The sequence below is a fragment of the Botrimarina sp. genome (assembly GCF_040219535.1).
GTDB lineage: Bacteria > Planctomycetota > Planctomycetia > Pirellulales > Lacipirellulaceae > Botrimarina.
In genome coordinates this window covers 63,533-78,135 of record NZ_JAVJSH010000022.1, presented here as the reverse complement: position 1 = coordinate 78,135, position 14,603 = coordinate 63,533, and the positions used below count along the sequence as shown (strand labels likewise).

At 65.8% G+C, this 14,603-nt stretch carries 14 protein-coding genes; all 14 read left to right on the top strand.

Going from position 1 to position 14,603, the window contains the following annotated elements:
- Window position 1: 1 nt before the first annotated feature.
- The 14 genes from RIC11_RS13735 to RIC11_RS13670 all read left to right on the top strand — a co-directional run bounded on the left by RIC11_RS13735 (window position 2) and on the right by RIC11_RS13670 (window position 14,601).
- A complete protein-coding gene (locus RIC11_RS13735; RefSeq protein ID WP_350212206.1) occupies window positions 2–697 on the top strand; it encodes an exosortase-associated EpsI family protein in 696 nt (231 codons plus the stop codon).
- Window positions 694–1,572: a sugar transferase gene (locus tag RIC11_RS13730; RefSeq protein ID WP_350212204.1), complete on the top strand. Its 879-nt coding sequence runs from the start codon at window positions 694–696 to the stop codon at window positions 1,570–1,572. The genes RIC11_RS13735 and RIC11_RS13730 overlap by 4 nt, the downstream gene beginning before the upstream one ends.
- Window positions 1,573–1,803: 231 nt before the next feature.
- Window positions 1,804–2,670 carry an XrtA system polysaccharide deacetylase gene (locus RIC11_RS13725; RefSeq protein WP_350212202.1) on the top strand — a complete coding sequence of 289 codons (867 nt, stop codon included), beginning with the start codon at window positions 1,804–1,806 and terminating at the stop codon, window positions 2,668–2,670.
- A 33-nt stretch (window positions 2,671–2,703) separates the two neighbouring features.
- Window positions 2,704–3,966, top strand: coding sequence for a TIGR03087 family PEP-CTERM/XrtA system glycosyltransferase (locus tag RIC11_RS13720; RefSeq protein ID WP_350212283.1), 1,263 nt, complete (start codon window positions 2,704–2,706; stop codon window positions 3,964–3,966).
- 280 nt (window positions 3,967–4,246) lie between these two features.
- A complete protein-coding gene (nusG, locus tag RIC11_RS13715) occupies window positions 4,247–4,921 on the top strand; it encodes a transcription termination/antitermination protein NusG (protein ID WP_350212200.1) in 675 nt (224 codons plus the stop codon).
- Between the two features lie 253 nt (window positions 4,922–5,174).
- A complete protein-coding gene (locus tag RIC11_RS13710) occupies window positions 5,175–6,362 on the top strand; it encodes a glycosyltransferase (RefSeq protein WP_350212198.1) in 1,188 nt (395 codons plus the stop codon).
- A gap of 20 nt (window positions 6,363–6,382) precedes the next feature.
- Window positions 6,383–7,033 carry an acyltransferase gene (locus tag RIC11_RS13705; protein WP_350212196.1) on the top strand — a complete coding sequence of 217 codons (651 nt, stop codon included), beginning with the start codon at window positions 6,383–6,385 and terminating at the stop codon, window positions 7,031–7,033.
- 18 nt (window positions 7,034–7,051) lie between these two features.
- Window positions 7,052–7,969 (top strand): ABC transporter permease, encoded by a 918-nt coding sequence (locus RIC11_RS13700; RefSeq protein ID WP_350212194.1) that lies wholly within the window; start codon window positions 7,052–7,054, stop codon window positions 7,967–7,969.
- Window positions 7,970–8,002: 33 nt separating this feature from the next.
- A complete protein-coding gene (locus RIC11_RS13695) occupies window positions 8,003–9,274 on the top strand; it encodes an ABC transporter ATP-binding protein (protein WP_350212192.1) in 1,272 nt (423 codons plus the stop codon).
- Window positions 9,275–9,278: 4 nt separating this feature from the next.
- The gene (locus RIC11_RS13690) at window positions 9,279–10,400 is read left to right on the top strand and encodes a hypothetical protein (RefSeq protein WP_350212190.1); all 1,122 of its coding nucleotides are present in this window, start codon (window positions 9,279–9,281) and stop codon (window positions 10,398–10,400) included.
- Window positions 10,401–10,581: 181 nt separating this feature from the next.
- Complete coding sequence (locus tag RIC11_RS13685) at window positions 10,582–11,607, top strand: glycosyltransferase family 2 protein (RefSeq protein WP_350212188.1); 1,026 nt, start codon at window positions 10,582–10,584, stop codon at window positions 11,605–11,607.
- A complete protein-coding gene (locus RIC11_RS13680) occupies window positions 11,604–12,890 on the top strand; it encodes a glycosyltransferase (protein WP_350212186.1) in 1,287 nt (428 codons plus the stop codon). Before RIC11_RS13685 ends, RIC11_RS13680 begins: the two co-directional genes overlap by 4 nt.
- Window positions 12,891–12,971: 81 nt before the next feature.
- Window positions 12,972–13,649 carry a class I SAM-dependent methyltransferase gene (locus RIC11_RS13675; RefSeq protein ID WP_350212184.1) on the top strand — a complete coding sequence of 226 codons (678 nt, stop codon included), beginning with the start codon at window positions 12,972–12,974 and terminating at the stop codon, window positions 13,647–13,649.
- A 7-nt stretch (window positions 13,650–13,656) separates the two neighbouring features.
- Window positions 13,657–14,601 carry a glycosyltransferase family 2 protein gene (locus RIC11_RS13670; protein ID WP_350212182.1) on the top strand — a complete coding sequence of 315 codons (945 nt, stop codon included), beginning with the start codon at window positions 13,657–13,659 and terminating at the stop codon, window positions 14,599–14,601.
- Window positions 14,602–14,603: the final 2 nt, after the last annotated feature.

The window sequence follows — 14,603 nt, the reverse complement described above, 5'->3', positions numbered from 1 at the left end:
CATGCAACATCCGAAGTTAAAGTCCGACCGCCCCAACGTCGCGCTGCTTGCGTTGCTCGGGGTGGGATTGATCGCGGGAGCGGGCTACGCCCACGGTGTGCTCTCGCAGCGCTGGGGAGCAGGCGAGCAGCTCGACGCCGCGGCTGCCCGATTGGACACGTTCCCTGAGGCGATCGGTCCGTGGCGCGTCGATTCTGTCCTGGAACTCGATGCCGACGTGGCGGAGGTGCTCCAGTGCGCCAACTCGGTAAATCGCACCTACGTCGACAGCCGAACGGGAGAACGTGTCAACCTAGCGATCCTCGCCGGCCCGCCAGGCCCGATCTCGGTTCACACGCCTGAGATCTGCTTCTCGAGCCGCGATTACAACACGGACGACGCGGCGCCGCGCAAAAAAGTTCGGTTGTCCGATCGCGGTGACGAGTTTTGGGCTCTGCATTTCGAGCCGAAACGCGCGGGAGAAGCTCCCGTCAGTGTTTACTATGCGTGGTCGGATGGTGGTCCGTGGGAAGCCTCGGCGGCGCCTCGCTACGAGTTCGCAGGCGGACGTTATCTGTACAAGCTCCAGCTAGCGACGCCCTCCCACGATCGGGCCTCGCAAGCGACTGACGGCACGAGTGAAGACACCGGCGAGCGGTTCTTAAGAGACTTGCTTTCTACTGATTGGCGACCCACTAGCAAAAGCGCTCTACCATGACCACGTCCAGCCTTGTTGCGCCGAAGGCGATCGCAGCGAACGACCACGAGCCAACGCCCGCGTCGCAAGCCCGGCTGCCGGAGCACACGATCGAGGTCCCGGCTTACCTTCGCCGCAAGCGCATCGCGGTGCGGGTGCTCGGGGCGATACTCGCCGTTGTGCTCTTGCCGGTAATCCTCGTGCTGATCGCGGTCGTGCGGCTGACGTCGCCCGGGCCGGGTTTGTACCGCCAGCGCCGGCTCGGACTCAACGGTGAAGAGTTCACGATCTACAAGCTCCGCTCGATGCGTGTCGACGCCGAGGCGACGACCGGCCCGGTCTGGTCGGCCAAGGGCGACGCGCGCGTCACGCTGATCGGCAAGCTGCTCCGCTACTTCCACCTCGACGAGCTGCCTCAGGTTTTCAACATCGTGCGGGGCGAGATGGACTTCGTCGGTCCGCGGCCCGAGCGGCCGGAGATCGCCGCTCGGTTGGAGCGGATCCTCCCTTCGTATAGCCAGCGGCTTTTCGCGCTGCCGGGTGTGACCGGCGTGGCGCAAGTGAACTTGCCCCCCGACGAGACGCTCGACTGCGTTCGTCGGAAGCTGGCCGCGGACCTCTACTACATCGAGAACGCGTCCGCGTGGCTGGACCTGCGGTTGATGCTCGCGACGGCCCTCAGGTTCTGCGGCATCCGGTACTTCCGCGGCGCGAAGCTCCTCGGCGTGCAGTACGTGCCGCCGGTCCCAGCGAGCGAATCGGACGACCCGCGCTACCGCGTCGACAGCGCGCTGGACGACACCGGCGAGTTCGTGTCGATCGGTGAAACGATCGTCGACGCCCATCGCCCATTGGCCGTCGCTTCCGCGTGCGGGGGACCCCGGCGGCCCCGCTAGCTCGGCGCAGCGCAGCGATTTGGCGGCGCAGCGATTTGTTTGCCCTCTCTTGCCCCCCCCAAGCGGTTGGCAAGCGTTCTCAAACCCCGACGCGGTCCCCCCCCTGTTCGTCGCCGCACCGGCGCCAAGCGCAGCCCACTCTGGGGAAGCTCAGGGTGACGCTCAGCGTCGTTCCCCTCGTTGCGAACCCCTCAGCACTTCGCCGGTCCACAGCAGGTTCGCAAAGCCAGAATGATCCGCGACCCCGGGACCACGATTACCAACGCGTTGAGCTTCGACGTGGAAGATTATTTCCACGTGCACGCGTTCCGCGACGTCATCGACCTCCGCGAGTGGGACCGTTGGCCGATGCGGGTCGTCGACTCCACGCGGCGCGTCCTGAGGCTGCTCGAACGGACGCAAACGCGGGCCACCTTCTTCGTCCTCGGATGGGTGGCCGAACGCGCGCCGGAACTCGTCCAAGAGATCCACGCCGCGGGGCACGAGCTGGCTAGCCACGGGCACCTCCACCAGCCGGTCTATGAGCTCGGTCGCGAGGGCTTCCGCGAAGACCTGCGTCGGGCGTCCGACGCGATCCGATCCGCCGTGCCCGACGCGGCCCTGCTGGGCTACCGGGCGCCGAGTTTTTCGATCAACGAGCAAACCCCGTGGGCGTTTGAAGAGCTGAAGTCGGCCGGCTTCGAGTACGACTCGAGCCTGTCGCCCGCCTCGCTCCACGACCGCTACGGCGTGCGCGACTCGCCGCGATTCGCCCACCGCCGCGACGAAGGGCTGCTCGAGATTCCGCCGAGCACCGTGCGTGTCGCGGGTCAAACGCTGCAGGTCGTCGGCGGGGGCCACTTCCGCCTGGCGCCGGCACGGGTGTCCGACTGGGCCGTCCGCCGGATCAACGCAGAGGGGAGCCCCGTGGTGACGTACTTTCACCCATGGGAGTTCGACCCCGAGCAGCCCCGGGTGGTCGGGGCTTCGACAAAGTCGCGCCTGCGGCACTACACCAATCTCCGAAAGACCGAGTCGCGCCTGGAACGGCTGCTGCAGCGGTTCCCGTTCGACCGCGTCGATGCGGCTTTCGAGCCGCAGCTCGCGGCGGCTTGCTAGTCCTTACGCCCGCTCCCGGGTCCGCCCTTGCGTGTGCTCTTTCTATCGCACCGATTCCCCTTCCCGCCCGATCGCGGAGACCGGATCCGCTCGTACAACGTGCTGCGCGAGCTCGCCGCGGCCGGCGCCAAGGTGTCGCTGGGGTGCGTCACTCAAGAGCCAACGCCCGCGGAGCACTTGGAGTCGATCCGTCGCCTCTGTGAAGGCGTCGCGGCCGTGAACACCACTCGGCTTGGCAGGGCGGCGGGATGCGTCGTGTCGCTCGCTCGGGGCCGATCGGCGACCGAAGGGAATTTCTGGAGCCGCGGACTCGCCCGGAAGGTGAGCGGCTGGGCGGAGGAGAGCCGGTTCGACGCAGTTTATTGCTTCTGTTCGGGGATGTACCCGTACACGCGGCTGCCCGGCCTACGCAACACGCCCCAGCTGGTCGACCTGGTGGATGTCGACAGCCGGAAGTGGGCCGACTGCGCGGAGCGTTCTAGCGGCTGGGCGGCCAGGCTGCAGGCGCTGGAGTCTCGGCGCGTTGGCGGGCTCGAGCGGCGGATCGCCGCCGAGGCAGCGAAGGTGTTCGTGATCAGCAACGAGGAACGCGAGGTGCTCCGCGGCGTCGCGCCGGGGGCGGACGCCGTGGTCGCGGCGAACGGCGTCGACGCCGATTACTTCGCCCTGCCGTCCGGCACAGCGCCCGACCCGGAGACCTGCGTCTTCGTGGGCGTGCTGAACTACCAGCCGAACGTCGACGCGATGTGCTGGTTTGTCGACGCCGTGTGGCCGCTCTTGAAGAGCCGGAGGCCGGCGGCTCGGCTGCGGATCGTCGGCCGGACCCCTTCGCCCGCCGTGCGGCGGTTGGGCGACGCGCCCGGCATCGAGATCGTCGCTAGCCCGCCCGATGTTCGCCCGTTGATTGCGCAGAGCGCGGTAGCGGTTGCGCCGCTGCGGATCGCTCGGGGGGTGCAGAACAAGGTCCTCGAGGCGATGGCGATGCAGCGGCCGGTCGTCGCGTCGGGGGCGGCGTTGACCGGCATCTCCGCGACGCCGGGCGAGGACCTGCTCCGAGCCGAGTCACCGGAGGATTGGGCCAACGTCCTGATCGGGCTCTTCGATGCGCCTGATCGGCGGGAGCAGATGGGCCGGTTGGCGCGGTCCTACGTGCTGCGACGGCACGTCTGGAAAGAGACGCTTCGACCGATCATCCACGCCGCAACGGAGATAGCGGAGCGTCGCCAGGCGCAGCCCTCTGGGCAGCGCCCGATCGAACAGGCTGGCAGCGGAGTGGCCACCTCGGCGGCGCCATGAGCAACCGGGCGGCGCGAACCGCGCCACCGGCCCCCGCATCGCAAGCCACAAATACTGCTCGACCGACGGCTGTGATAACCAAGAGTGAGTTCTTGCCAACCGGCCCACCCCAGTTAGGATGAGCGGCATCCCGGCGGGCTAGGCTTTCGCAGCCCGCCGGGCCCCCCCTCGCGGCGGTTTCCCCCACTGCCCAACAGGTCGGTCGTCGGCTCGGTCGAGCCATCCACCGCCCAGCTCGTTCGCCCCCTCCCCGACGCCGAGCCAGCAACTCGTAACCTTTATGGCTGCTATCGGCGATGCCGCCCCCTGCGGACACAGCTCGTGGGCCGACGCGCCCTTGGCCGCAGTGGTTCGTCGGTACCTGTACCCCGCGGGTCTCCTGGACGACGGCGTCGCGGCGGGGCCGGTCGACGACGGGGCGCTGTGGTGGATGGTCTACACAAAGAGCCGCCAGGAGAAGCGGCTGTCGCAGCAGCTCCGCGAGATGGGAGTGCCCCATTACCTGCCCGTGCACACGCGCGAGGCGGCGACACGAGGACGGGTGCGCGTGGTCGAAGAGCCCCTCTTCGCCGGCTACTTGTTCTTGTGCTGCGACGACGACCAACGCCGCGAGGCCCTCTCGACGAACCGAATCAGCTCGACGACGCCGGTCGCCGAAGCGGGCCGCCTCCGCTACGAACTGGCGCAGGTCGCCAGGTCGATCGCGGCCGGCGCTTCGCTGACGCTCGAATCGAAGCTCGAGCCGGGCGACTGGGTGCGGGTCCGGTCGGGGCTGTACGCGGGGCTCGAAGGAATGGTGCTGCGACGGCACAGCCGCACCAACCTCTTGCTATCGGTGAACTTCCTGAAGCAAGGGGCTTCGCTCGAATTACCCGACTGCTTCCTGGAACCGATCGACCCGCCCGAATTCGACGAGCCCCCGGCGGTCGAGATCGTCGGCCGGCGGGGCTTGTAGGCCCCGGCCGCCCGCCTGTCGCTGGCTGCCTCGGCGTGAGACCATGGAGCTGACTAGTCGCGCCCTCCCGGACTGGGACGACGCGACGCCCTAACCCCCGAAGGCCCCTCGCGGGGCCGAGCCGCCCCGACGCGGAACGTTTGCGAGCAAGCGCGCAATCGAAGAGAACGGAGTGTGCGCCGACCCGGCGAACGCCCGGCTCGCCTAGCCCGATCGGCTCCACCTCGGAGGCGGTCCCCCTCGCGCCCATCCAGTGATCACTTCGCAAGCCCCGACCACCGAACCCGCTAAGCAGCCGCGCACCGACGCGATCCGCGTCGGATTCGTGTTGCACAAGATGCAGGTCGCCGGCGCGGAGGTGCTCGTCGCCGAGATGATCCGTCGGCTGGCCGGGGCGATCGAGCCGACCGTGCTGTGCCTGGACAGTGTCGGACGCCTTGGCGAGCAGCTCATCGACGAGGGAGTCGAGGTCGTCGCTCTCGGGCGTCGGGAGGGGATCGACCGCACGCTGCCCGCCAGGCTGGCGGGGGCTTCTGCGGAGCGGGGCGTGCAGGTCTGGCACGCCCACCAGTACACGCCTTTCTTCTACTGCGCTCTGGCCAAGCGACACTCGCCACAAGTCAAACTGGTTTTCACCGAACACGGCCGCCACTACCCCGACGTGGTCGGCTGGAAGCGGCATTGGGCCAACCGACTGTGGTTTGGCCGCCAGGCCGATGCCGTGACCGCTTGCTGCGGCTTCGCGGCGGACGCGATCGTCCAGACCGAAGGGATCCGCAGCCGGGAGGTCCGGGTGGTCCCTAACGGCATCGACGCGGACCGGTTCGGCGGGTCGCTCTCGGCCGAAGCCCGACGCGGGCTGCGGGCCGAACTGGGCCTCGACGAGCGCTTGCAATACGTCGTCACGCCGGCACGTTTTCATCCCGTCAAAGATCACCCGACGCTGGTGAAGGCCTTCGCCACGGTCGCACGATCGCGCGACGACGCTCGCTTGCTGTTGCTGGGCGAGGGGCCTGAGCGGGAACGCGTCGAGCGCTTGGTTGCCGAACTCGGACTCGTTGACCGCGTGCAATTCTGGGGCGTCCGGTCGGACGTGGACCGGGTGCTCGCGGCCGCCGACCTGTTCGCGCTTTCGAGCGTGAGCGAGGCCGCCTCCATCACGATCCTCGAAGCGATGGCGAGCCAACTGCCGATCGTCGCCACGCGCGTTGGCGGCACGCCGGAGCTGGTCCGCGACGGCGTCGATGGCTTGCTCACCCCCCGCGGCGACGCGCCGGCCCTGGCGTACGCCATCCTCCGGCTGTTGTCCGACCCCGCGTCCGCCGAGCGTATGGGCCGCGCCGGTCGCGAGCGCGTGCTCGACCGCTTCGGGCTCGATCAGGCTGTCGAAGCGTACTCGGCGGTCTTCCGAGAGACCCTCGGCGGCGCCCCCAAGAATTGATCAAGCCTGCCGCAAAATCGTTGGCCCGCGCCGCGGCGCTCGTCGTCGCGTCGCCACTGGTGGCCGCCTACTACGCGGCGCGCCTGGCGCTGCCTCGCGACGAGGCCTTCGCCGGCGCGTGTGAGTGGGCGGCCTTGTGGCCCGGGACGGCTGGCGCGTACGCGCGGGTGGCCTTCTTGCGATGCGCCGCGAAGGGTTGCTCGCCCGATTGCCGGATCGGCTTCGGGGTGCTGCTGAGCAAGGCGGACGTCGTCATCCGTGGCGGAGCGTACGTGGGCCCGCGCAGCTCGCTCGGCCTTGTCACGTTGGGAGAGGACGCCCTCATCGGCCCTTCGGTGCACGTGCTCAGCGGCGCCCACACGCACCACGTCGGCGAGTCGAACAAGCCGATCCGAGAGCAGGGGGGCGACATCGCGCGCGTGACGATTGGGCCCGGCGCTTGGATCGGGGCCGGGGCGATTATCATGGCCGACGTCGGCGCGGGATCGGTCGTCGGCGCCGGTTCGGTGGTCACCCGGCCCGTGCCGCCGGGCGTCGTCGCGGTCGGCTCGCCGGCCAGGGTCGTGCGGCCGGTCGATCCCGCAGCCGACGCGCCCGCCAGCCAGCCAGACGCCGACACCCCGCCGTCCCCCCAGGCAGACGCCAACACGCTGCGCCTTGCGACGACCTAAATCCGCCGACCCGCATCGATGCCCACAACCACCCTCCCCCAACCGAACGCCGAGACGAGCCCCCAGGCCGCTCCCGGCCAGTCGCCTGGGACCTCCGACGCTCCGGCGGCCGTCGTCGCCGAGACGATCATCGAGCCGCGGAAGAGCTGGCGGCTGTTCGATCCTAAGGAGCTGAACGCGTACCGGGACCTGTTTCGCTTTTTGGTCTGGCGGAAGATCCGCGTGCGGTACGCGCAGAGCGCAATCGGCGTCGGTTGGGCCGTCATCCAGCCGGTCTTCTCGGCGATCGTTTTCACGATCGTGTTCGGGCGGATGGCAGGGATCGACACGGGCGGCGTCCCCTACCCGCTCTTCGTTTTCGCCGCGTTGGTGCCGTGGACCTACTTCGCCAACGCGACGACCGACGGGATCAGCAGCCTCGTCGGTGAGGCGTCGATGATCCGGAAGGTCTACTTCCCACGGCTCTTCCTGCCGATGTCGGCCGTGTCGGCGAAGCTGGTTGATTTCCTGATCGCGATGCTCTGTCTGGCGGCCCTGATGGTCGTGTACGGGCGCCCGCCGTCGTGGTCGGTGGTCTTGCTGCCGCTGTTGATCGCGTTGTTGGTCGCCGCCGCCACCGCGATCAGCCTGTGGCTCGCCGCGCTCGCCGTGCAGTTCCGCGACGTGAACTACGCGGCGCCGTTCTTCATCCAACTTGGCATGTACGCGTCGCCCGTCGTGTACAGCACGGCCATCTCCGTGCCCGACCGCTACCGACTGCTGTACGCGATCAACCCGATCGCCGGGGTGATCGAGGGCTTCCGGGCCACGTTGTTGGGAACCGGCCCGATGCCGTGGGACATGATCGCCGTCGGCGCCGCGACGACGACCGTCGCGTTGCTGAGCGGTCTGGTGTTCTTCCGCAGCAAAGAGAAGATCTTCGCCGACGTGGCCTAGCCGACTGACGCCGCCAACCGTGACTCTCCCCGAATGACCACCAAGGCCATCACCGTCGAGGACCTGTCGAAGGCCTACCGCCTTGGCGAGTTCGCCGAGCGCGCCGACACGGCCGTCGGAGCGCTGGCGGACGTGCTCCGCGCGCCCCTCCGCAACTTCCACCGCTTGCGGCGCCAGACCGGACTGACCGTCGACGACCGGGGAGACGACGTGCTCTGGGCGTTGCGCGACGTGTCGTTCGAGGTGGCCGAGGGGGAGGTCGTGGGCGTGATCGGCCGCAACGGGGCGGGGAAGAGCACGCTGCTGAAGATCCTCAGCCGGATCACGGAGCCGACCGCGGGCCGCGCGGTGATCCGCGGCCGGGTGAGCAGCCTGCTGGAGGTCGGCACGGGCTTCCACCCGGAGCTGTCCGGCCGAGAGAACATCTACATGAACGGCACGATCCTCGGGATGAGCAAGCGGGAGATCGACAGCAAGTTCGACGAGATCGTGGACTTCTCCGGCGTGGAGAGGTTCCTCGACACGCCAACCAAGCGGTACAGCAGCGGCATGCAGGTGCGCCTGGCGTTCGCGGTGGCGGCGCACCTGGAGCCGGAGATCCTGATCATCGACGAGGTCCTGGCCGTCGGCGACACGCAGTTCCAGGCGAAGTGCCTGGGGAAGATGCAGGACGTCGCAACCAGCGGCAGGACCGTGTTGTTCGTGAGCCACAACTTGAATGCAGTCAGGTCGCTTTGCAAACGCTGCAACGTTGTGGAAGCGGGAAACGTGACGGAATTCGATGACACAGACGAAGCCATTGCAACTTATCAAGAACTAAACGCGATGCCCGCCGAGAACCAGATTCAGCTCGGGCGCGACAATGGTGCAGATGCGTTCATATCTGCTGCCATTGTCGCAATTTCTGAATCCGACCTAAACATCGATGTAACGGCAACGTTGCGCACAAAACTGGGATCCCTAGGTTGCGGCTTTCGAGTTCGTGCGCCGGACGGAACAAGGGTATGCGAACAAGGCGCAAATGTAAGTAACGCTGTAGTCGTTAATCCCGGTCAGACAGCGACGTTCTCTCTCCGCTTACGCGAGTTTGCCGAGCGAGTAAATGGAGGTGACTACCTCGTAGACCTCTGGGTCAGTGCGCCTGGTATAGAAAAATTCCATGAAGTGACATGCGCGGGGCAGGTGACGATAGCACCTCGTGCGGCGCGAAATACGGTTGCCGTGCTTACCGCGCGCCGCAACGGTGTGTCGCGAATTCCAGTCGACGTAATCTGCACCAGCAGCGATCAAGAGTCATCCAACTAAACTCATGAGCCATTCTGCTGAAGACTGCGACGATCAAGTGCGTCCGCAACGGCCTCGCGTAGGTATCGTTGGGTACTACCGGCGCTTAAACCTTGGCGACGATCTTATGGCGGTGATGATCGCTAGGATGATTGAGCGCGCAGGAGGTGACGCACTAATCCATGGTAACTCGCCTGTGTTTATTGATTGCGGCTGCGAGTGCGAGCAGAACTTAGAGACGTTTTGTAAGCGCGTCGATTGCATACTTGTAGGTGGTGGTGGTGTGCTGTTGCCGCTTAATTCGCCCAATCCAAACGCGGTGGGCAACGAGTACTCAACCTACCTTCTGAGCGTCGTGCGCTTTGCGGAAAGCCTCGGCATTAGATTGCACGTAATATCGATTGGCGGTGATAGTGCTGATGTGGTTCGACCACTGCGGCCGGGACCTATCGCGCTACTTACGTCTCCAAACTTTAGGGGCGGGACATACCGGCTACGTCAAGATCGCGAGTGCCTAGAACACTTGACCGATGCTGCCATGAAATATTGTCCAGACATAGTTCTAGACATGCCACGTTGGATGCCGTTCCGCGAACGTGAGAGTCACGGTCAGCTGGACCTCGCGTTCCAGATTTCAGATCTCAAGTTAAGGGCCAAATTGCGAAGGCTACGCAAGTTGCGCATCATCCCGAAGTACTCACTGGTCGACACTCCGGCTTCGTCAATGGTGCCTGATGCGACGTTTGCCAAGTTTGACCCAATTGCTGAGGAGATGAGTTCAGCGGCAACGATATCGGAAGCTATCGAGCTCATCGCTCTCAGTAAAGCGTATGTATGCAATCGATTGCATGTTGGTGTAATTGCGGCTGCGATCGGGAGACAGTTTCTCGCGTTGACACCGCAAAAGAAGGTTGCATGTTTCTTCGAGGACTTGTCGCTCGATTTAGAGAAATACGTAGTGCCCCCCAATGCAGTTAGGTCGGTTCCGTTGCGGTTGACTGCGACACGCGCCGAGTTTACCGAGCGTATTTCTCGAGCGGCGGAAGATAGTAGAGGCCATGCGGACTACATACAGCAGCTTGTCAGCGGTTACCACGTTAGAACGCGAGAGACTCACGAAGTGAGTGCAACAAAGACGCTTTCATAGCTGCTAAGCGAACTGGTGTTGCTTCAGAGTAAGATGATGACTTCTTCTGTCATAATTCAGCATGTTTACCTTCGTGCGGTGCGAGAGACCGAGAATCGCTTTGAGCAAAGCACCTGACAGTCTACGAGGGTTAGTGAGCCGAGAGCGGGGCTCCAACAGGGTCGTTTGCGGTCAGAGCTTTATGTCCAAGCGGTCTGCCGCGACGCCGCCGCGCGTTTCGGTGTTGTTGCCCGTTCGGAACGGAGAAAAGTACCTTAAGGCAGCAATCCGTAGCGTCGTCCGGCAGACTTTCCGCGACTTTGAGTTGATCCTGCTCAACGACGGTTCCACCGATAACACCAGCCGCATCATCGCTCGCGAGGCGAAGAGAGACCCCCGTATCGTGTGCAAACAGTACGAGGGGATGGGCTTGCCGGCCGTACTCAACCAGGGGCTGGCCGAAGCGTCGGGTGAGTACGTCGCCCGGATGGACGCCGACGACGTTTGCTACCCGCAACGATTCGCCGAGCAAGTGAAGGCCCTAGAAGACCACCCGGACTTGGTTCTGGTAGGCTGTCAACTCACTCGGATCGACTCTGCCGGATTCGAGATTGACAAGCTGATTTTGCCAACCGACACGCGGCAGATCGTGGACAACCTGCTTGCGGGCCACGGCGGGCAGGTGATGCATCCGGCGTTCATGTTCCGCACCGCAGCCGCGCGCCGCATCGGCGGCTACGACGAGGCCTACAATACGGCCCAAGACTTCGATTTCTTGCTGAGGATTCGGCAAGAGGGGCGGATCGAAAACCTCGATCAGTTTCTTCTAAAATACCGATTGCACGAGAGCAGCATAACGAAGGCACGCGCCGCAGAGCAGCGAGCCGCCAAACTGGCCGCGTTGGGTCGCCACCTCGGCTCGGAGGCCCTCCCTACCGGCGGCAGCGTCGGGGAGCAGCCGCACGCGGCTGTCGGCGCCAGCCATGACGACGTGCAGCTCGAAATAGCGAGGGCGGCGCGCCGAGCGGGCAACTGGGCGACCGCGGTGAGGAATGCGGCCGCCGTGCTGCGAAGGTCCCCGTCGAATCGCGAGGCCCGCTGGCTGCTCGTCGATAGCAGCCCGCGATGGCTTCAATTATGCTTGCGGAGTGCGAAGAACTTACTCGATCGGCCTGCACGCGTTAGCGCCAATCGGTCGCGTGCGTCGGCAAACGACGACCGGACGTGACCCGCGCCCAAAAAGAAAACGTGTCAGAAATGGGAAAGAGAGGCGTGCCTGTGCGTATCGCACTGTGCACCCAGCAGTTGGGGAAAGTCTCCGAGACTTTTATCCAAACGCATGCGGAGGGTCTCCGGCCAGGGCTGATCGCCATCGAGCAAGGGAATTACGGGCTGCCGGTGATCGACGGACGCTTCGTGTGCTCGCAAGCGCATGTCCTCCGCGCGGCACGCAAGGCGCGTCGGATGCTGCTCGGAAAGCCGTGGAGTGACGAGATCGACTACGCGTACGCGGCGGCATTCCGGCAAGCGGACGTAGTGCTTGCCGAATACGGACAGATGGGAGTACGCGTGCTTCCGGCGTGCCGCAAGACTAAGACGCCTCTGGTCGTCCACTTCCACGGCCACGACGCGAGCCAGCACGACGTGCTCGACCTCCACCGCGACGATTACCTCCGGATGTTTGATTTCGCGTCGGCGGTTGTCGCCGTATCGCGGCGGATGCGTTGCGACTTGCTCGCGCTCGGGTGCCCTGAAGAGAAGCTCGTGCTGAACCCGTACGGCATCGACACCGAAACCTTCCGCGCCACCACGCCGGCCGACAATCCGCCGACGCTGCTGGCGGTGGGGCGGCTGGTAGAGAAGAAGGCGCCGCACCTGTTGCTGCTGGCTTTCGAGCGGGTGCTCCGGCAAGCCCCTGATGCCCGGCTGCGGGTCATCGGCGATGGCCCCCTACGTGGGGTCTGTGACGATATACTGGAAGCGACGGGAATTGGTTCAGTCGTGGAGCTACTAGGCCCTCAGCCTCACCAGCAAGTCGCCGCAGAGATGGCGGCAGCGCGCGCGTTCGTTCAGCACTCGGTCACTGCTCCGAACGGCGACGCGGAGGGGACTCCCGTTGCTGTGCTCGAGGCCTCGGCCAGCGGTTTGCCCGTCGTGGCGACACGGCACGCCGGGATTGCCGACGCGGTGGTCGACTCCGAGACCGGGTACCTGATCGACGAGTACGACGTCGACGGGATGGCCGATCGGATGCTCCGCGTGATCGCCGAGCCGGAGAAAGCCCAGCGGCTCGGGCAGTCGGGGCGAGAACGGATGATCGCTTGCTACGAGCGGCGAAGTCGCTTAACTCGCCTCCGTACTGTGCTCGAAGCCGCCGCGACTGGACACAAGATTCCATATATTGATGACGACGCGTTAAGTGGGAATCGGCCTAGCGAGCCAACCGCGAACGGTGAGCGAACGGAAAACGGCAGTTTGATAGGCTCCTCGACCCTGCAGGCGAACGCGTGAGGCCTGTATGATCGATCCCACGCCATCCCCGCCGGTCCGGCCACGAAGAGCGAGCCCGGGAGAACGCGCCGAGTGAACGGCATGACGCTACGCCGGGTGCTCGGCGACGGCACGGTGGACGCGGTCAAGAACGCGACCGGCCTCACCGCATGGCAGCGCCGCAGCGCCGCCAAGCGTGGCGCCGCGCTGGAAGACGCCTACAACCAAAAGCGAATCGAGTTCCTCAGCCGGCACGTCCCCCCCGGCGCCGTCGGCGCGGAGCTGGGCGTGTTCCAGGGCCGCTTCTCGCCCTGCCTGCTGATGGGGCTCCGACCCAAGCGGCTGCACCTGATCGACCCCTGGTTCCACCTCACGCCGGAGTGGCACTGGGGCGAGGGGAGCCGGAGCACGGTGGACGCGTTGATCGAGATCCTGAAGCAGCAGAAGTCGGCGATCGCTTCCGGTCGGGTGATGGTCCACCTGGGGGACGACCTCGCCGTACTGCGCGGCTTCCCGGACGCGTCGCTCGATTGGGCCTACGTCGACTCGAGCCACGCTTACCAGCACACGGTGGACGAGCTAGAGCTGCTGCTGAACAAGGTCAAGCCGGGCGGCCTCGTGACCGGCGACGACTGGCGGCCCGACCCGAACCACCGCCACCACGGCGTGTACCGCGCGGTGCAAGAAGCCGTCGCGCGCGACGCTTACGAGTTCGTCGCGGCGGACGAGGCGATCCGTCAATGGGCGCTGCGTCGCGTTGGCGGAGAGGGAGGCATCTGAGCGTCGAATGGCCGCGGGAACCCCCACCTACAGCGTCGTCGTCCCGTGCTACAACGGCGCGCCCTTCCTGCGCGAGACGCTCGACTCGGTCCTCGCGCAAACGGCGCCGCCGCTGGAGATCCTTGTGATCGATGACGGGTCGACCGACGATTCGGCCGCCGTCGCCGAGTCGTACGGCGACCCGGTGCGGGTGATCCGCCAGCCGAACCAGGGCGAGTCGGTCGCTCGCAACCGCGGGATCGACGAGGCCCGCGCCGAGTGGGTCGCGTTTCTCGACGCGGACGACTTGTGGCGGCCATCGAAGCTTGCCGCCCAATTGGAAGTCGCAGGCGGAGAGATCGCCTGCGTGCACTGCCGCTTCGACGCGCTGATCGACGGGCAGATCCAGCCAGTCGAGCCGCGCACGCGGAGCGACGAGTCGAGCGATCCGATCGTCAACATGTTGCTGCACTGGGCGGTGCTGCCATCTTCGGCCCTGGTGCGGACCGCCGCGGCTAGGTCCACTCGCTTTCCTGAGTGGACGCGCGACTCGGAAGACATGATCTTCTTCGCCGATCTGCGTCGCCGCGGGCCCTTCGCCTACGTGGACTCCCCGTTGTGCGTTTACCGCCGGAACGCCGGCCAGCAAACGGCGCAAGCCGACCACAACCTGCGGTCGGTGCGGTCGTTGTGGGCTTGGAGGCAGCGGGCCGACCTCCAGCTGGAGCCCGAAAGGCTGGAGCGCCTCCGTGACGGGCTCGCCCGCCGGTTGGCGCGTAGCCACGACGCTTGTTACTGGCGCCGCGACTTCGAAACCGCCCGCAGGATTCGTGACGGCCTCCGGCAATTGGGCGTCGATCCGATCGCCTACTCCCAGCTCTGCAAGAGGCCGTTACTGTTTGGTTTCGCTCATCGGCTCTGGGACCGCGTTACCGCCGGGTCGCAGCTAGCAAACGCGGGGGCGACAAAGTAGTG